Genomic DNA, 17595 nt, shown 5'->3' with positions numbered 1-17595 from the left:
TTTCTTCATGGCTCTCGTACTAGTTACCGGTGGCAGTGGGTTCATCGGACAGCATCTGGTCGAAGCGCTCCGCGCCCGTGGGCAGCGGGTGCGTATTCTCGATGTCCGTCCGCCGGCCACGGCGAACGCGGACGTTGAATATGCCCATGGCTCGGTGCTGGATGGGGCTGCGGTCGATGCCGCGCTTGACGGCGTCGATCAGGTCTATCACCTCGCCGGCCTGCCCGGGATGTGGGTCGCCAACAAGCAGGCCTTTCACGACGTCAATTGCCGCGGCACCGAAATCATGCTCGCGGCCGCGATGAAGCGCGGCGTATCGCGCTTTTTGCATTGCTCGACGGAATCGATCCTATTCCCCTATTCGGACCTGGGCGGCATTGCCGCCGAGGAGGCGCTCCAGCCGGCCGATGCGATGCCCGGCGCCTATACCCGATCGAAGTCGCTCGCCGAGCATCATGCGGCGAAGGCCGCGGCTGCCGGCTTCCCGCTCGTCATCGGCACGCCGACCATGCCGATCGGCGCTGCCGACCACAATCTGACGCCGCCGACGGCGATGCTGTGGTACTTCCTGCAGAAGAAGGTGCAGCCGCACCTCAACTTCCTGGTCAATCTCGTCGATGTCCGCGACGTCGCCACGGGCCTGGTGCTGACGATGGAGCGCGGCCGCGCCGGTCAGCGCTACATCCTCGGCGGCGATTGCGTCAGGCTCGGCCAGATCCTGCGGATGATGTCCGCGATCAGCGGCCGGCGCCAGTTTCCGGTCGTCGTTCCCGGCAAGATCGCCGAGTTCTCCGCGATCATGCTCGAATATTTATCCGATCGCGTCACGCGCCGGCCGCCCAACGGCACCGCTGAGGGCGTGCGCATTGCGCTCGCCGCGAGCGACCTCTCGATCGGCAAGGCGCGCACCGAGCTCGGCTATGCGCCGCGCCCGATCGAACCCGTGCTGCGCGAAACCATCACCCATCTGCTGGCTCGCGGCGGCAAGCCCGCCCCCGGCGCCATCGAGCATCACGCGCTCTCCTCGCGCGCCAGCTGAGCTGCCGCCCAACCCAAAGAACCTTTCCGCATGTCCTTCGATTTCAGCAAGCTTCTCTCTGTCGCCTGGGGTGGTTGGACCACGACCTGGCCAACACAACTGCTCGCGCTGATCTGGCTCGCCTGGCTTGCAAGCTGGGTCGGCGCTTCGTTCTGGCAGGGACGCACCCAGAAGCAGGTGATGACGCTGGAGTCCGGCCGCTATCGCCTGCCGATCCTGATCGGCGGCATCCTGTTCACGCCGTGGACGGCCGAAGCGCTGGGCGAGAAACCGCTCTGGGTCTTCAGCAATACCGGCGTCTACATCACGGCCCTGATCGTGATCGCCGGCATCTCCTTCACTTGGTGGGGGCGGCTGCATCTCGGAAAATTCTGGTCCAACACCATCACCCACAAGGAAGACCACCGCGTCGTCGACACCGGCCCGTACGGCATCGTGCGCCATCCAATCTACACCGGCCTGATCGCCGGCATGCTGGCGACCGGCATCGCCGTCGGCACCGTGACCGCGATCCTCGGCGCGATCCTGATCTCGCTTGGCATGTGGCAGAAGGGCCGGATGGAAGAGGTTTTCCTGTCCAAGGAGCTCGGCGAAGACGCCTACGGCGCCTATTGTCGCCGCGTGCCGATGATCATTCCGTTCCTGTCGCCGCGCTGAGGGCGGGATGACGGGCGCAGGCATCGCTTTCAAATTGCCTGCAATAGCGTTGCTACCAATTCCGTCATCCTCAGGTGCAAGGCTTACGATGCGAATGCATCGCGAGCCGAGCCTCCAGCGACAATGGCTTCGCCATTGCGCGGGGATAACGGTGATGGATTGGCGCGCTCGGAACATCCTGCCAGGAACCGCCCCTCCATCCAGCCGTTACCCCCCCCCGCGCAGCATGCAATAGCCGCAGAGCGTTGAACCATGTCGGACGCTTACGATTATTTTCGCGAGCACGCCGTCACGGCCGTCCGCAAGGCGCGGGCGCTGCCGCGCGGGCGGACGAAGCAGAAGCAGCGCACGGTAGCGCGCGTCTATCACCTGCTGTCCAAGGAAGCGGCACTCGCGCCGAACATCCATCACCTCGACGAGTTTCGCGCAGCGCAGCGGCTGGAGCGGCAGATCGGCCGCTGATCCACACGTCCTCACGCAGAACCGTCCGCATCGGTGCCATGCAAATTCGGCGTGCTGCCATCCGCGCACGCCATAAGCAGCCCGATCCGGCCGCCGCATGTTGACCTTTTTGCGTGTTCCCAGTTGGATGCGCGCGCAATAAGGCACGACGACGTCACATCGTGGATCTGGCGAGGTCGACGATCAGGCTTGGGCCCGCGCGGGGCTTTGGGCGAATCTTGGAGCGATCCGTCGTTGGACAGTGCCGCACGTTCGACAGGGGATTTTGATGACCTTTTCCAGCATCTTTGCGCAGTTCGTCGCATTCGTCGGCGGCATCGCGCTGCAATGGCGCAAGCTGTCGGGCACCGAGCCCCCGCCGGCCTGGGGCGAGGCGCCGGCAATCCCCGAGGCAAAGCCGCAAGGCGCGCTGCCGACGTTGAAGATGCCGACGGCAAGGGGCTGGAGCGAGGGGCAGAAGCCGACGGCCGCGCCAGGGCTCAAGGTGAATGCGTTCGCGACCGATCTCGACCATCCGCGCTGGATCGAGGTGCTGCCCAACGGCGACGTACTGATTGCGGAAGCAACGCAGATCGCAGGACCGCCGAGGAGCGTGTTTCATTACGCGATGCAGGCGACGATGCGGCGCGCCGCGGCGCTTGGCGTCAGCGCCAACCGCATCACGCTGCTCCGTGACAAGGACGGTGACGGCGTCGCCGAGCAGCGCGGCGCCTTCATGGAGAACCTGAGCCAGCCATTCGGCATGGCGCTGGTCGGCGACACCTTCTATGTCGGCAACACCGACGGCGTGATGGCATTCCCCTATGTCGCGAACGCCGACCGCATCACCGCGCCGGGGAAGCGGCTCACGACGTTCAAGCCGAGCGGCCACTGGACGCGGAGCCTGCTCGCAAGCCCCGACGGCAAGAAGCTCTATGCTGGCGTCGGCTCGCTCAGCAATATCGCCGAGATGGGCATGGAGGTCGAGCAAGGCCGCGCCGCGGTCTACGAGCTCGATCTCGATGCCGGCACGCATCGCATCTTCGCCAGCGGCCTGCGCAATCCCGTCGGTCTTGCCTGGGAGCCAAATACGAACGTGCTCTGGACCGTCGTCAACGAGCGCGACGGCCTCGGCGACGAGACACCACCTGATTACCTCACCTCGGTGCGCGACGGCGGCTTCTACGGTTGGCCCTATTGCTACTGGGGCAAGACGGTCGACGACCGCGTGCCGCAGGATCCGGCGATGGTCGCCAAGGCGCTCACGCCGGACTATGCGCTGGGCGGCCACACCGCTTCGCTCGGCCTGTGCTGGATGCCATCGGGCACGCTGCCGGGTTTCCCAGATGGCATGGTGATCGGCCAGCACGGCTCCTGGAATCGCAGCAAGCTGTCCGGCTACAAGGTCGTGTTCATCCCGTTCGAGAACGGCCGCCCGTCGGGCCCTGCCCGCGACATCCTGTCGGGCTTCCTGGCGCCGGACGAGAAGGAATCCTACGGCCGTCCGGTCGGCGTGGCGATCGGTCCCGACAAGTCGCTGCTGATGGCCGACGACGTCGGCAACGTGATCTGGCGCGTGACCGGCGCGTAACCCCGACGGAAGTCGCCTTCCCCCTTGTGGGGTGGGCTAGGGAGGGGGTAGCCCAGGAAATGGTCTATCCGTCTGCGATTGAGCCGCGCGCACGAAACGAAAGAGTCCCCGTGTGGCACCCCCCCTCCCTGCCCACGAGCGAGCTACGCTCGTCTCGGACCCCACAAGGGGGGAGGGAATGAGACAGGGGTGCCCCCCTCACTCAAGCACAAGAGGTGCGCCGAAAACCCGGGCAGCGCTCACACCCCCAAACACAAAACGACCCGGAGGGGGGCATCCCGTCCGGGTCGCTGGAGGTCTTGGGAGGTTTAAGCAAAACCGTATGTGAGCTTTATAGGGAGGAGGTTTTTCCGCCTGATGTTGTGCTTCGTTTCAATTGTTTCGTCGGCGGTAACACTTCCGTGTCCGGGACAGGCTTGCAGGCGCAGGCCTATCCCTTTGAAATCATTTAGTTTCAGGCAGCAAAGCGCTCGACGCCACAGCCCTTAAGCAACTCGGCCAGTTGTTTGCGCGCGTAGAACATCCGGGTCTTCACCGTGCTCTGCGGGATGCCGATGATCTGCCCGACCTCCTCCACCGACTTCTCGTGGTAGTAGACGAGGGTGATGATCTCGCGATGCGCGGGCGACAGTTTTGCCACGCAGGCGCGCAGGATCGCGCTGGTATCGCTGCGGTCGAGCGAGGTCTCCGGCGTATCGCAGCCGTCCGGGATCTGCCGCACGTCTTCCTGGTCGATGTCCTCGAAGCGGCGCTGGCGCATCGCGGTCAGCGCCTTGAAGCGGGCGATCGACAGCAGCCAGGTCGAAACCTGCGAGCGGCCCTGGAATTGGCCGGCGGTGCGCCAGACGTCGAGGAACACCTGGCTGACCAGGTCTTCCGCCGTGGTGGCGTCGCGCACGATGCGCAGGATGAAGCGATAGACCCGCACATTGTGCCGGCAATAGAGGATGTGCATCGACGTCCGGTTGCCGTCGGCAATGCTTTCGAGAAGCATGTCGTCCGAGGTCGCCTGAGCGGCAATGATGCTCTGGCTGGCTTGGGCGTTGATGGCGATGACGTTCTGCATTGACTGGCTCCCCGTAGCGCCGCAACCGAGCGGCGTTTCCTTCGACCAAAGTGTTAATGAGCCAACGTTTCGGGACGTCTGCACCAAAAGCGGAAAATGGTTTCGTGCGCCGCCAAATTGTTTCGTCGGAAAGGCCGCGACGAAACATTCGGGGCAAAAAAGCGTGCAATTTCAATGTACGGAAAATGCGGGATGGGGGATTTGGGGGTGGGGAACGAATTTCGGGCGTTTGCGTTTGCTGCCGCGCCCACACCCTCCGCTGTCGTCCCGGACAAGCGCGCCAAAAGCGCGCGCAGATCCGGGACGACACCGGAGTTTGCCGCGCGCCCTTACGCCCCCGCGCGCCTACGCCTTCTCGCCCGCCGGCGAGAACAGATAGCCGCCGCCGCGGATGGTGCGGATCACGGCGGGCTTGGTCGGGTCGGGCTCGATCTTGCGGCGGATGCGCATGATGCGCAGGTCGACGGCGCGGTCGAACGCCTCGGCGTCGCGCGCATTGGCCAATTCCAGCAGCCGCTCGCGCGACAGCACGCGCTTCGGATTGGCCGCGAACACTTTGAGCAGCCCGAACTCGGATGCGGTCAGCGGATGCTCGTTGCCCTCGTCGTCGCGCAAGGCCTGCGCTTCGAGATCGAGCCATTTGGTGCCGAAGCGCACCAGCTGATCCTTGTCGGATTTCGCCGCGGCCGCTTCGCTGGCCGCCGCCTTCGCCGGCGTGCTCCGCCGCAGCACCGAGCGGATCCGCGCCATCAATTCGCGCAGCTCGCACGGCTTGGCCACATAATCGTCGGCGCCGAGCTCGAGGCCGACAACGCGGTCGATCGGGCTCGCGGTCGCCGTCAGCATGATCACGGGCACGTTGATGCGGCTCTTGAGGTCGCGGATGATCGACAGCCCGTCTTCCTCGGGCATGTTGAGGTCGAGCACGACCAGATCGGGCATGCTGCCCTGGATCGCCGTGCGCAGGCTCTTGCCGCCGTCGCACAGCGTCACGGTGAAGCCGTGCATCTTGAGGTAATCGCCGACCATCTCCCGGGCCGGGGCCTCGTCGTCGACGATCATGATGTGCGGGCTTTGGGTCATCTCAATCGGATCTCGGCACTCAAATCATGGCGTTTCGGTCGCGGGCAGCGTGATGGTGAAGGTCGATCCCTTGCCGGGCCCGTCGCTGGTGGCGGTCACCTCGCCGCCATGCATGTCGATAATACGCTTGACGATGGAAAGCCCAAGCCCCGTCGAGCTCTCGCCGGCGGTCGGTTTTGCCGACAGCCGCTGGAACCGGCCGAACAGCCGGCCGAGATCCTCCGGCGACAGCCCCGCGCCCTCGTCGCTGACGCTGATGATGGTGTCGCTGCCTTCATGGGTGACGGTGACGCCGATCTTGCCGCCGATCGGGCTGTACTTGATGGCGTTGCTGATCAGATTGTCGATCGCCTCGCGGATGCGGTCGGTGTCGCACATGGTGACGATGTTGGAGGGCGCGGTGACGCTGATCGCCTGCTGCTTATTGACGGCAAGCGGCTGGTTGGCCTCGGCGACCTCCTTGACCAGGGCCGCGATGTCGACCGGCTCGCGGCGGATGGTGATGTCGAAGGCGTCGGCCATGGCGTCCGAGATCAGATGATCGACCATCGTGGTCAGGCGCTTGGTGGCGTCGCGGATATGATCGACCTGGGCGACCACGCCGTCCGTGGACGCGCCGGTCGAGATCAACTCCTTCAGCATCTCGGTGCGGCCGAGAATGACGCCGAGCGGGTTCTTCAGGTCATGTGCGACGGTGCCCAAAATCTCGTTCTTGAAGCCGTTGGCGCGCTGCAGACGCAGCCATTGCGCCGACAGGCGACGATTGGCCTGCATCAGCGCGCGGGTGCGCTGGGCGACGCGGTCCTCGAGCTGGGTGTTGGCGTCCTGGAGCTGCTGGTAGAGGATGACGTTGTCGAACGCGATCGAGAGCCGGCTGGAAAAGATCTCGACCAGCGAACGGTCGGTCTCGGACAGCTCGCGCTCGGCCTGGAGCAACACCACAACCTCGCGGCCGCTGCCGGTGCGCAAGTAAATCACGCTGCGGTGGTCGGCGAATTCGTTCTTGCGGCGCTGGAACGCGGCCTCGACCATGGCGCGCAATTCGGGATCGAGCGCCTTTGACGAGGTGGTGCCGATGAAGCGGCTGTAGCAGCCGCTGCCGGCGAGCACCGAGAGCTCGGGGTCGACGCCGCCATTGTCGCGCAGGACCAGTATGCCGGCGCAATCGACATTGAGCAGCGAGGCGAGCTGGGTCAGCACGCCCTCGGCGAGGCGCTGCATCGACTTGAAGTCGTACAGCGTCGAGGCGGCGTCGATGATGATCTCGAGCCCGCGCCTTGTCTGCACCATGCGCTCGAGCTGCTGGTAGGAGCGCAGCGCCGCGGTCAGCGAGGTGAACAGCTTGTCGGCGGTGAGCTCGGTCTTGGCCTTGTAGTCGTTGATGTCGTACTGAACGATCACGCGCCGCTCCGGCGCCTGGCCGGGCTGTCCCGTGCGCAGGATGATGCGCACGGTCTCGTTCTTGATCTCGTTGCGGATGAATTCGACCAGCTCGAGGCCGGCGACATCGGTCTCCATGATGACGTCGAGCAGCACGGCGGCGATGTCGCTGTGCTCGGCCATCAGCTTGCGGCCTTCGGCCGCGGAATGGGCCGAGAGAATCTCAAGGCCCTGGCCGTTGAGGCTGTAGTCGGACAGCGCAAAGCGGGTGCCGTCATGCACGGCCGGATCGTCGTCGATGACGGCGATCTTCCATCTCCGGGCGTTGGTATCCTCCGACGCGGTACCGGTATCGTCGATCAGGTGGAGGACATCGTCCTGTTCGGCCATTGCGAAGTCCCGTCACTTTCTGTGCTTTGCGCGCCGCCCTTGGCGAGGCGGGGCATGATAATGCGAAAAGTAGTGCCTTGTCCCAGCTTGGATTCCAGCATCATCCGGCCGCCGAGCTGCTGGGTGACGAGGTTATAGACGATATGCAGGCCAAGTCCCGTGCCGCCTTCATTGCGTCGGGTGGTAAAGAATGGGTCAAAGGCCTGACGTTGCACGTCAGGGGTCATGCCGGCGCCGTCGTCGGCGAAGCTGATCTCGATGTCGTCGGTGCCGCGCGGCCGCGCCGAGATGGTGATGGTGCCGGCGCGGCCGTCGGCGAAGGCGTGGTTGGCGGCGTTGAGGAACAGATTGGTCAGGATCTGGCCATAGGAGCCGGGATAGCCGTCGAGCAGCAGCCCCTCGGGCACGTCGACCTGGAGCGTGATCGGCGAGCGCTTCAGCACCGGACGCAGGCTCGCGATGATCTGCTCGGTGGCTTCGCTCAATGAGAACTGCCGGCGCTCGGCGTGCGAGCGGTCGACCGCGACCTGCTTGAACGACTGGATCAGCTCGCCGGCGCGCTGCAGGTTGGCAACGAGCTGCTGCGAAGCGTCGCGCGAGGACTGCACGAATTCCTCGAGCTGCGAGCGCCGCAGGCCGCCGTCGCCCTTGAGCTGGGCCTCGAAAATCTCGCTGCGGCGGGCAAAACTCGAAGCAACGGTCAGGCTGATGCCGATCGGGTTGTTGACCTCGTGGGCGACGCCAGCGACGAGGCCGCCGAGCGCTGCCAGCCGTTCGGCGTCGATCAAATTCTGCTGCGCGGCATTGAGCTCGAGCAGCGCGCTTTCGGCCTTTTCCTTGGAGGCGCGCAACTCGTCCTCGGTCTGCCGCTTGGCAATCGCATTCTCGCGGAACACTTCCACTGCGCGCGCCATGGCGCCGACCTCGTCGCGCGCCCCGGTGCCCTGCACCTCGCGGTCGAGGTCGCCGAGCATGATCGCGCGCATCGATGCCATGATCTGCTGCAGCGGCAGCCGGATCGACAGCGCGATCAGCACGCCGGCGGTGAGGATGATGCCGAGGAAGATTATCGCGATGGAAAGGACACGACGAGAAATGTCCGCCAGCGTGCGGTCGAACGTCTCCTGCGCCTTCTGCTCGCGCTGGCGCATCTTGGTCGAGAGGTCGTCGATGGCGCCGATCGCCTCGGCCTGGCTTGCGTCGATGGTGTTGCGCAGCAGCTCGGTGCGGCTGGCAAGCTGCTCGGACAGTTTTGCAAAGCCTTCGCGCAGCGCCGTGGTGCGGGTGGCGAGCTTCCGCAGTGCCATGCGCTGGAGGTCGTTGTCGGCGAGATCGATCATGACCGGAACGGTCTTCTCGATGGTCTCGGTGTTGCGCCGCGCCTCGTCGGCCGCAGTCGGCGACAGCGACAGATAATAGGAATTCGCCGCCACCAGCATCGCGGTGAAGGCCTCGCGGGACTTGCCGAGCGATGGCCAGATCAGGGCGTCGCGATGGCCGGTGGCGCCCTCGATGATGGAATAAAGCCCGGCCATGTCCCTGGCCGGGCCCTGCACCTGCTCCTCATAGGTTTTTGCGATGGTGGCCTGCACGCCCCGCAGGTCGCCAAAGCCGTTGAGGAAGCGGTCGGTGGAGCGCTCCAGCTCCTCGACCGAGCCTGAAAGCATCGGGTCCTTGGCGGCGCGGTTGCTCAGCGTGCCCAGCACGGCCTCGCGCAGCAGCAGGATCTCGGCGAACAGGTCAGGGCTCGGCTGGTTGATGTAGCGGTGGATCAGATTGTGCAGGCGCCCGGTCTCGCTTTCCAGCAGCGCCAGGATCCTGTCGGACTCGCGCACCTGGCGCACGTCGTCCCAGGCCGAGCCCAGCACCTGCGCGCCATTCCAGATCATCGCGACCAGCACGATCACCACGGCGGAGTTCAGCGCCGCGATCGACAGGATGCGCCAGCGGATCGGCACCGCCCGCAACACGCCGACGAGGCGCGCGCGCAGCTGTCCGACCGGGCCGGCCGGCCGGTCTGCGTGCTCGCTGTGTCCAGGCGCGGCCAATTCGGCTCACTCCACCTTGCGAATGCGTTCGATCAGCGCGGCCACGGCGGGATCGCGTGCGGCCTTGGCGTAGATCGCCGCCATCGCGTCCTCGAACGGCTTGCGGTCGATATCCTTGACGACGGCGATGCCGGCGGCCTGCGCTTTACGCTGCGACTGTTCCTCGAGGTCGCGCCACTTCTCGCGCATGAATCGGCTGGAGCGCAGCGCGGTCTCCCTGAAGATCTGCTGGTCGTCTACTGCGAGGCTCCGCCAGGCCTTGAGCGAGATCACCAGCACCTCGGGGCTCATCGTGTGCTCGGTAAGCGCAAGGTAGCCGGCATGCTTGTAATGGTCTGTCGTCACGAAGGGTGGCCAGTTGTTTTCAGCGCCGTCGATCAAATGGGTCGCAAGCCCCGTCAGCACCTGTCCATAGGGCAGCTCGACCGGCTCGGCGCCGAGCGAGCGGATCATTTCGCTCATCAACTCCGACTGCTGCACCCGGATCCGCAGGCCCTTGAGGTCGGACACGCTCTGCACCGGCCGCACCCTGTTGTAGATCGACCGCGCGCCGGAATCGTAGAAGGCCAGCCCGACGAAGCCGTAGGGCTCGAAACTGTTCAGGATCTCGTTGCCGATCGGCCCGTCCAGCACCTTCTGCATGTGCTCGATGGACCGGAACAGGAACGGCATGGCGAGCACGTTCATCGCCGGAACGAAATTGCCGATCAGGGCCACATTGGTTCGGTTGAGGTCGATCGCGCCGGCCCGGGTCTGCTCGATCGTCTCCTTCTCCTCGCCGAGCTGGCGGGAGTGAAACACCTTGATCTCGAGCCGGCCGCCAGTGCGCTCGGCGATCAGGGCGCCCATGTAGCGCAGCGCCTGGACAGTCGGGTAATCCTCGGTCTGGGTGTCGGCGGCGCGGAATTCGCGCGCAATAGCGCCGGGCCCGCACATCGCGAGCAGCAGCAGCACGACGAAAACCACCCCGGTCCGCGAAAGTTCGGCACGGTTCAACACTGGCACACTCAACCCCTCAGTGGTGGAGTCTATGGCGGAAGGAAAAGGTTCAATGCAATCTAGCAGATGGTAAAGGGAAGGCCATCCCGGTCCGCCCCGCGGCGCGATTGTGCGGCGCGGCCAGGGCTCATTCCCGGTTGAAACCGCGAATGCCGCGCCTTAAGCAGGATCGGTCGCCTTTGCGCGCGACATGGGAAGAGCCAACGTGACTCCAGCAATGCGCCTTTTGCAGATCGTCGCCGCCTTCGCGGCCCTCTCCTTGGCGTCGCTCTCATTGGCCGCTCCGGCGCGCGCCGCCACCGACATCGCGCTGTGGCACGCCATGTCCGGCGAGCTCGGCCGGCAGCTGGAGAAGCTCGCCTCCGACTTCAATGCCTCGCAGCCGGATTATCGCGTCGTGCCAACTTACAAGGGCAACTACACCGAGACGGTGACGGCGGCGATCTTCGCCTTCCGCTCGCGCAGTCAGCCTGCGATCGTTCAGGTCAACGAGGTCGCCACCGCCACCATGACCGCGGCCAAGGGCGCGATCTATCCCGTGTTCAGCATGATGCGGGATATGGGCGAGCCGTTCTCGCTCAACGATTACCTTCCCGCCGTTTCCGGCTACTACACTGACGCGGCCGGCAATCTCTTGTCGTTCCCTTTCAATTCCTCGACGCCGATCCTTTACTACAACAAGACCATGTTCCGCGATGCGGGCCTCGATCCGAACCTGCCGCCGAAGACCTGGCCGGAGCTGGGCGCCGCCGCAAAGCGGCTGCGCGAGCGCGGCGCGGTCTGCGGCTTCACCACGTCGTGGCCGTCCTGGATCCATGTCGAAAATTTCTCCGCCTTTCACAATCTGCCGCTCGCGACGCGGGCCAACGGCTTTGCGGGGCTGGATGCGGAGCTGACCATCAGCAACCCCGTCGTCGTGAAGCACGTCGCTCAGCTCGCCGAGTGGCAGAAGAGCAAACTGTTCGACTATAGCGGCCGCGGGCAGTCGGCCGAGCCGCGCTTCCAGAACGGCGAGTGCGGCATCTTCATCGGCTCCTCGGCGACGCGCGCCGACATCAAGGCGAATTCGAAGTTCGAGATCGGCTACGGCATGATGCCGTATTGGCCCGACGTGAAGGATGCGCCGCAGAACTCGATCATCGGCGGCGCCACGCTGTGGGTGCTGCGCGACCGCCCGCGCGAGGAATACAAGGGCGTGGCACGATTCTTCGCCTATTTGTCGCAGCCCGGCGTGCAGGCGGCCTGGCACCAGAACACCGGCTATCTGCCGATCACCCGCGCCGCCTTCGAGCTGACGCGCGCGCAGGGCTTTTACGAGCGCAATCCGGGCTCGGCGATCTCGTTCGAGGAGGTCACGCTGCATCCGCCGACGGAGAATTCGAAGGGCATCCGGCTCGGCTCGTTCGTCCTGATCCGCGGCGCCATCGAGGACGAGCTGGAGCAGGCCTTTTCCGGCCGGAAGAGCGCGCAAGGAGCGCTGGATTCCGCGGTCGAACGCGGCAACAAGCTGCTGCGCCAGTTCGAGCGCGCCAGCCCGGAGCGGTAGCAGCTGTGAGATTTGGACTCGGTGTAGCCACGAACGAGATGCGCTCCCTCCCCCGCTTGCGGGGGAGGGCTGGGGAGAGGGTGTCTCCGCAACGGGACAATCCCCCAGAAGAGAGAACCCTCACCCGCGCCTTCGGCGCGACCTCTCCCGCAAGCGGGAGAGGTGCACCGCCGTCTCGGCTTGCACCGAATCAACCAAAGCCGCCTTGCATGGGCGAGTGCAGATGACGATCGCTCGATCGCAAAAGTTGCCAGCTTTCATCGACGCGGAGAGCTTTCGCGCCTGGCGCCCCGCTTCCCCGCAATGGCTGCCGATCGCGCTGGACATCGCGCGCAGCCACGGTCTCGATACCAGCGCACCGCACGTATTTGGGACCGGCACCAATCTCGTGCTCGGCCTCGGCGACAAGCTGATCCTGAAGATCTTCCCGCCGCTGCTGCGCGCGCAGTTCGTCTCCGAGCGCGGCTCGCTGACGCAGCTTGCAGGCCGCCTTTCCTTGCCGCTTCCCGAGATCGCCGCGGCAGGGATGCGCGACGGCTGGCCCTATCTGATCATCACGCGCCTTGCCGGCACGCTCGGCTCGGAGGTCTGGCCGTCACTGCCGGAAAGCCAGAAGGAGCGCGTGCTGCGCCAGCTCGGCGAGACCATCGCAGCCGTGCAGCGCGCGCCGCTTGGGCCGCTGGCGCAGATCGAGCCGCGCTGGGACGCGTTCATGCGCACGCAGATGCAGAATTGCCGCAGCAGGCACGAGCGCTTCGGCCTTGCGCCCAAATTCCTCGCCGGCCTCGACGGTCTCCTGCGCGACGCAGCCGAACTCATCCCGATGGATGCGCCGCCGGTGATCCTGATCGGCGAGTACATTCCGGAGAATTTTCTGCTCGCCTGCCACGACGGCGAATGGTCGCTCGCCGGCCTGTTCGATTTCGGCGACGTGCTGACGGGATGGCGCGACTACGACCTGCTCGGCCCCAGCGCCTTCATGGCGGCGGGCCGGCCCGGTCGGGTGCGCAGCCTGCTCGAAGGTTTTGGCTATTCGAACCTGGACTACGCGCTCAAGCGGCGCCTGATGGCCCTGATGCTGCTGCATCGCGCCAGCGACCTCAATGCGCACATCTGCATCGAGGGCTGGCAGGAGAAGGCGAATGATCTGGTTGAGGTTCAGGACTTGATCTGGCCGGGGTGAGCGCCTCCCTCTCCGTCATTCCGGGGCGCCGCAGCAGAGCGGCGAGCCCGGAATCCATTTGTCCACGCGTTCTGCGGCCCGATGGATTCCGGGCTCGATGCTGCGCATCGCCCCGGAATGACAGTCAGCGCTTATGAGGCGGGCTCTGACTTCGGCGCGCTCAACAAATAGGCAATTACTCGTCTTTGTATGCAATTTTCGCGAGGGGCCTTTGCTCACGGCAAGCCGAGGTTTGAAAATTTCCCTCGTGCATTCAGCATATTACGCCAGCACACGCCGATTTCATTCCTTGGCACGAACCTTGCGAATCCAGTTCCAACCAGAAACTTTTGTGTTGGAGCATTTTCATGAAGCGCCGCGATTTCCTTAAGTCCGTTTCCGGATTGGCCGCAGGCGCGGCGCTTCCGGCCATGCCTTCGGTGATCTCGTCGGCCCAGGCCGATGCGCGCTCGGAGACGCTGCTGATCGTCTCGGAAGGTGGGCCCAACAATCTCGACATCCACGGCGTCGGCACCAACGTGCCCGGCTATGAGGTGTCCTGGAATTGCTACGACCGGCTGCTCAGCCACGAGATGAAGAGCGGCCCCGGCGGCGTGCCCTATTACGACCGCGACAAGTTCAAGGGCGAGCTCGCCGAGGAGATCAAGATCGACGATATGTCGGTCACCTTCAAGCTGAAGAAGAACGCCAAATTCCACGACGGCGCGCCGGTCACGGCCAAGGACGTCAAGTGGTCGCTTGGTCGCGCGGTCAGCGTCGGCGGCTTCCCGACCTTCCAGATGAGCGCGGGCTCGCTGACCAAGCCGGAGCAGTTCGTCGTGATCGACGATTACACCGTGCGGGTCGACTTCGCGAAGAAGGACCGGCTGACGATTCCCGACCTTGCGGTGATCGTGCCCTGCATCGTCAATTCCGAGCTCGTGAAGAAGAACGCCACCGAAAAAGATCCCTGGGGTCTCGAATTCACCAAGCAGCAGACCGCGGGCTCCGGCGCCTACAAGGTGACGAAGTGGACCGCCGGCACCGAAGTGATCATGGAGCGCAACGACGACTGGGTCGGCGGTCCCTTGCCGAAGATCAAGCGCGTGATCTGGCGCATGGTGCCGCAGGCCGGCAACCGCCGCGCGCTCTTGGAGCGCGGCGACGCCGATATTTCCTATGAGCTGCCGTTCAAGGATTTCCAGGAGATGAAGGCGAGCGGCAAGCTCAACGTGGTGTCGCTGCCGTTCTCCAACGGCATCCAGTATATCGGCATGAACGTCACCAAGCCGCCGTTCGACAACGTGAAAGTGCGGCAGGCCATCGCCTATGCGCTGCCGTACCAGAAGATCATGGATGCCGTGCTGTTCGGCCTCGGCAATCCCATGTTCGGCGCGGCAAAGGACAAGGCGACCGAAGTCGCCTGGCCGCAGCAGCACAAATACCACACCGATATGGAGAAGGCGAAGGCGCTGCTGGCCGAAGCCGGCTACGCCAACGGCTTCGAGACCACGATCTCGTTCGACCTCAACTTTGCCGGCGTCAACGAGCCGCTCTGCGTCCTGGTGCAGGAATCACTCGCCCAGCTCGGCATCAAGACCACCATCAACAAGGTGCCCGGCGCCAACTGGCGCACGGAGTTGAACAAGAAGGAGATGCCGCTCTTCACCAACGTGTTCTCCGGCTGGCTCGATTATCCCGAATACTTCTTCTACTGGTGCTATCACGGCAACAATTCCGTCTTCAACACCATGAGCTACAAGTCGGCGGAAATGGACAAGCTGATCGACGGCGCCCGCGTTGCTGCCGCGGCCGGCGACACCGCGACCTACGACACCGACGTGAAGGGTTTCGTCGATCTCGCCTACGCCGACGTCCCGCGCATCCCGCTGTACCAGCCCTTCGTCAACGTCGCGATGCAGAAGAACATCAGCGGCTACCAATACTGGTTCCACCGCCGCCTCGACTATCGCGCAATGGCGAAGGGGTGATGGGACATGGCAGACGCGGCTATGGCGCTGGCTGCCTTTCGGAGTGAGGTGAGCACGCCTCTCTCATTCCTTCTCCCCTTGTGGGAGAGGGGCAGGGTGAGGGGTAGCCAAGAACTCAGACCTCGCTTGGGGCTACCCCTCACCCCAACCCTCTCCCACAAGGGGAGAGGGGGCGCAGCGGTACGCGCGGCTCGATCTCATTTCCACACCAGGAGGTCGCCATGCTGACCATGATCGGCAAGCGCCTGATGTTCGCGATTCCCTCGCTGATCGGCGTCGTGATCGTCACCTTTCTGCTGACACGCGCGCTGCCCGGCGATCCCGCGGCCTATTTCGCAGGTCCCGCCGCGACGAAAGAAGCCGTCGAACAGATCCGCAAGAAACTCGGCCTCGACCGGCCGCTGATCGAGCAGTTCTTCCGCTACACCAACGATCTCGCCCACGGCGATTTCGGCAATTCGCTGACCACGGGACAGCCGGTCGCGGCCGAGATCCGCAACCGCCTGCCGGCCTCGGCCGAGCTGACGCTGCTCGGGCTCGTCGTCTCGATCGTCATCGCGATTCCGCTCGGCGTGCTGGCGGCGACGCGGCCGGGATCATGGGTCGACCATCTCTGCCGCGTGACGACGACGGCCGGCGTATCGCTGCCGGTGTTCTTCACCGGCCTCGTGCTGGTCTACGTCTTCTATTTCCGGCTGGGCTGGTCGCCCGCGCCGCTCGGCCGGCTCGATGTATTCTACAGCGCGCCGCCGACGGTGACCGGCTTCTATTTGATCGACACCCTGATCGCGCGCGACTTCGAGGCGTTCCGTTCGGCGTTGAGCCAGCTCATCCTGCCGGCGACGACGCTTGCGATCTTCTCGCTGGCGCCGATCGCGCGCATGACCCGCGCCTCGATGCTGGCGGTGCTGTCGTCCGAGTTTGTCCGCACCGCGCGTGCCAGCGGCCTGTCCCCGGCGACCGTCATCGTCACCTATGCCTTCCGCAACGCGATGCTCCCGGTCATCACCACGCTCAGCATGGTGTTCTCGTTCCTGCTCGGCGCCAACGTGCTGGTCGAAAAAGTGTTCGCCTGGCCCGGCATCGGCTCCTACGCGGTGGAAGCGCTGATCTCGTCGGACTTCGCGCCGGTGCAGGGTTTCGTGCTGACCATGGCGGTGATGTACGTGCTTTTGAATCTCGTGATCGACATTCTCTATGGCGTGATCGATCCACGCGTGCGGCTGGAAGGGTAGGGTGAGTCATGAGCTCCGTTGCGCCTGCTGTTGAACCCGTTGGTCCCGCGCGCACGTCGGGACTGGTCGCGCTCCTTGAACAGACCCGCTACGTTCTCGGCGAGAACAAGGTCACGGGCTTCGCCTTCGGTCTTTTGATCGTGATCCTCGTTGCCGCGATCTTCGGTCCCTATGTGGTGCCGTATGATCCGCTGGCGTCCGACACCGCGGCGTCGCTGAAGCCGCCCTCGGCCGCGCACTGGTTCGGCACCGATCAGTTGGGCCGCGACATCTTCAGCCGCGTCGTCGTGGCAACGCGGCTCGACACGTTCATCGCGGTCGCCTCCGTCGTGCTGGTGTTCCTGATGGGTGGGCTCGCCGGCATTGCCGCGGGCTATTTCGGCGGCTGGACCGACCGCATCGTCGGCCGCATCGCCGACACCATCATGGCGTTTCCGCTGTTCGTGCTGGCGATGGGCATCGTCGCCGCGCTCGGCAACACCGTGCAGAACATCATCCTGGCGACGGCCATCGTGAACTTCCCGCTCTATGCCCGCGTCGCGCGCGCCGAAGCCAATGTCCGCCGCAATGCCGGCTTCGTCCAGGCTGCGCGTCTCTCTGGCAATGGCGAGTTTCGTATTCTGCTGGTGCACATTTTGCCGAACATCATGCCGATCATGATCGTGCAGATGTCGCTGACCATGGGCTACGCCATCCTCAACGCCGCCGGCCTGTCCTTCATCGGCCTCGGCGTCCGCCCGCCGACGGCGGAATGGGGCATCATGGTCGCGGAAGGCGCGGGCTTCATGGTGTCAGGCGAATGGTGGATCGCATTGTTTCCCGGCCTCGCCCTGATGATCGCCGTGTTCTGCTTCAACCTCCTCGGCGACGGCCTGCGCGACATCGTCGACCCGCAGCGGAGGACGTGATGGTGATTTCGCGTTCCGCTGTATCGCTCCCTCCCCCCTTGTGGGGGAGGGTTGGGGAG

14 protein-coding genes are annotated in these 17595 nt (G+C 64.8%); 9 read left to right on the top strand and 5 right to left on the bottom strand.

Annotation, left to right across the window (positions count from 1 at the left end; genetic code table 11):
- Positions 1 to 7: 7 nt before the first annotated feature.
- The 4 genes from GWG65_RS37425 (at position 8) to GWG65_RS37410 (ending at position 3728) form a co-directional block, all read left to right on the top strand.
- Positions 8 to 1039 (top strand): NAD-dependent epimerase/dehydratase family protein, encoded by a 1032-nt coding sequence (locus GWG65_RS37425; protein ID WP_275200407.1) that lies wholly within the window; start codon positions 8 to 10, stop codon positions 1037 to 1039.
- Between the two features lie 30 nt (positions 1040 to 1069).
- Positions 1070 to 1696: an isoprenylcysteine carboxylmethyltransferase family protein gene (locus GWG65_RS37420; protein ID WP_275200406.1), complete on the top strand. Its 627-nt coding sequence runs from the start codon at positions 1070 to 1072 to the stop codon at positions 1694 to 1696.
- Between the two features lie 252 nt (positions 1697 to 1948).
- Positions 1949 to 2158 carry a hypothetical protein gene (locus tag GWG65_RS37415; RefSeq protein WP_275200404.1) on the top strand — a complete coding sequence of 70 codons (210 nt, stop codon included), beginning with the start codon at positions 1949 to 1951 and terminating at the stop codon, positions 2156 to 2158.
- A gap of 268 nt (positions 2159 to 2426) precedes the next feature.
- A complete protein-coding gene (locus tag GWG65_RS37410) occupies positions 2427 to 3728 on the top strand; it encodes a sorbosone dehydrogenase family protein (RefSeq protein WP_275200403.1) in 1302 nt (433 codons plus the stop codon).
- Between the two features lie 454 nt (positions 3729 to 4182).
- Here the strand turns inward: GWG65_RS37410 and GWG65_RS37405 are convergent, their stop codons facing one another.
- The 5 genes from GWG65_RS37405 to GWG65_RS37385 all read right to left on the bottom strand — a co-directional run bounded on the left by GWG65_RS37405 (position 4183) and on the right by GWG65_RS37385 (position 10700).
- Positions 4183 to 4794, bottom strand: coding sequence for a sigma-70 family RNA polymerase sigma factor (locus GWG65_RS37405; RefSeq protein ID WP_275200402.1), 612 nt, complete (start codon positions 4792 to 4794; stop codon positions 4183 to 4185).
- A 345-nt stretch (positions 4795 to 5139) separates the two neighbouring features.
- Complete coding sequence (locus GWG65_RS37400) at positions 5140 to 5877, bottom strand: response regulator (RefSeq protein WP_247389117.1); 738 nt, start codon at positions 5875 to 5877, stop codon at positions 5140 to 5142.
- 24 nt (positions 5878 to 5901) lie between these two features.
- Positions 5902 to 7647: a DUF3369 domain-containing protein gene (locus tag GWG65_RS37395; RefSeq protein ID WP_275200401.1), complete on the bottom strand. Its 1746-nt coding sequence runs from the start codon at positions 7645 to 7647 to the stop codon at positions 5902 to 5904.
- Positions 7617 to 9695 carry a HAMP domain-containing sensor histidine kinase gene (locus tag GWG65_RS37390; RefSeq protein ID WP_275200399.1) on the bottom strand — a complete coding sequence of 693 codons (2079 nt, stop codon included), beginning with the start codon at positions 9693 to 9695 and terminating at the stop codon, positions 7617 to 7619. The genes GWG65_RS37395 and GWG65_RS37390 overlap by 31 nt, the downstream gene beginning before the upstream one ends.
- A 6-nt stretch (positions 9696 to 9701) precedes the next feature.
- Entirely contained in the window at positions 9702 to 10700 is a 999-nt protein-coding gene (locus tag GWG65_RS37385; RefSeq protein ID WP_275200398.1) for a TRAP transporter substrate-binding protein, read from the bottom strand.
- 184 nt (positions 10701 to 10884) lie between these two features.
- Between GWG65_RS37385 and ugpB the strand changes: the two genes are divergently transcribed.
- From ugpB to GWG65_RS37360, 5 genes are all read left to right on the top strand, one after another.
- On the top strand, positions 10885 to 12240 hold the full coding sequence (ugpB, locus tag GWG65_RS37380; protein WP_275200397.1) for a sn-glycerol-3-phosphate ABC transporter substrate-binding protein UgpB: 1356 nt from the start codon (positions 10885 to 10887) through the stop codon (positions 12238 to 12240).
- A gap of 223 nt (positions 12241 to 12463) precedes the next feature.
- Complete coding sequence (locus GWG65_RS37375; protein WP_275200396.1) at positions 12464 to 13423, top strand: aminoglycoside 3'-phosphotransferase/choline kinase family protein; 960 nt, start codon at positions 12464 to 12466, stop codon at positions 13421 to 13423.
- A 347-nt stretch (positions 13424 to 13770) separates the two neighbouring features.
- Positions 13771 to 15393, top strand: coding sequence for an ABC transporter substrate-binding protein (locus tag GWG65_RS37370; protein ID WP_275200395.1), 1623 nt, complete (start codon positions 13771 to 13773; stop codon positions 15391 to 15393).
- A gap of 221 nt (positions 15394 to 15614) precedes the next feature.
- On the top strand, positions 15615 to 16628 hold the full coding sequence (locus GWG65_RS37365; RefSeq protein WP_211384105.1) for an ABC transporter permease: 1014 nt from the start codon (positions 15615 to 15617) through the stop codon (positions 16626 to 16628).
- A gap of 8 nt (positions 16629 to 16636) precedes the next feature.
- Positions 16637 to 17536, top strand: a complete 900-nt coding sequence (locus tag GWG65_RS37360; protein WP_275200392.1) for an ABC transporter permease — start codon at positions 16637 to 16639, stop codon at positions 17534 to 17536.
- The last annotated feature ends 59 nt before the right edge of the window (positions 17537 to 17595 follow it).

Origin of the sequence: Bradyrhizobium sp. CSA207, from assembly GCF_029051685.1 — a bacterium.
GTDB lineage: Bacteria > Pseudomonadota > Alphaproteobacteria > Rhizobiales > Xanthobacteraceae > Bradyrhizobium.
The sequence above is the reverse complement of the archived record's forward strand: the minus strand, read 5'-3'. Positions and strand labels throughout refer to the sequence as shown.

Excerpts from the sequence above, each read along its gene's own strand:
- GWG65_RS37420 (WP_275200406.1), top strand. The coding sequence starts at position 1,070 with ATGTCCTTCGATTTCAGCAAGCTTCTCTCTGTCGCCTGGGGTGGTTGG.
- ugpB (WP_275200397.1), top strand. The coding sequence starts at position 10,885 with ATGGGAAGAGCCAACGTGACTCCAGCAATGCGCCTTTTGCAGATCGTC.
- GWG65_RS37365 (WP_211384105.1), top strand. The coding sequence starts at position 15,615 with ATGCTGACCATGATCGGCAAGCGCCTGATGTTCGCGATTCCCTCGCTG.
- GWG65_RS37405 (WP_275200402.1), bottom strand. The coding sequence starts at position 4,794 with ATGCAGAACGTCATCGCCATCAACGCCCAAGCCAGCCAGAGCATCATT.
- GWG65_RS37410 (WP_275200403.1), top strand. The coding sequence starts at position 2,427 with ATGACCTTTTCCAGCATCTTTGCGCAGTTCGTCGCATTCGTCGGCGGC.
- GWG65_RS37425 (WP_275200407.1), top strand. The coding sequence starts at position 8 with ATGGCTCTCGTACTAGTTACCGGTGGCAGTGGGTTCATCGGACAGCAT.
- GWG65_RS37360 (WP_275200392.1), top strand. The coding sequence starts at position 16,637 with ATGAGCTCCGTTGCGCCTGCTGTTGAACCCGTTGGTCCCGCGCGCACG.
- GWG65_RS37415 (WP_275200404.1), top strand. The coding sequence starts at position 1,949 with ATGTCGGACGCTTACGATTATTTTCGCGAGCACGCCGTCACGGCCGTC.
- GWG65_RS37395 (WP_275200401.1), bottom strand. The coding sequence starts at position 7,647 with ATGGCCGAACAGGACGATGTCCTCCACCTGATCGACGATACCGGTACC.
- GWG65_RS37370 (WP_275200395.1), top strand. The coding sequence starts at position 13,771 with ATGAAGCGCCGCGATTTCCTTAAGTCCGTTTCCGGATTGGCCGCAGGC.
- GWG65_RS37375 (WP_275200396.1), top strand. The coding sequence starts at position 12,464 with ATGACGATCGCTCGATCGCAAAAGTTGCCAGCTTTCATCGACGCGGAG.
- GWG65_RS37400 (WP_247389117.1), bottom strand. The coding sequence starts at position 5,877 with ATGACCCAAAGCCCGCACATCATGATCGTCGACGACGAGGCCCCGGCC.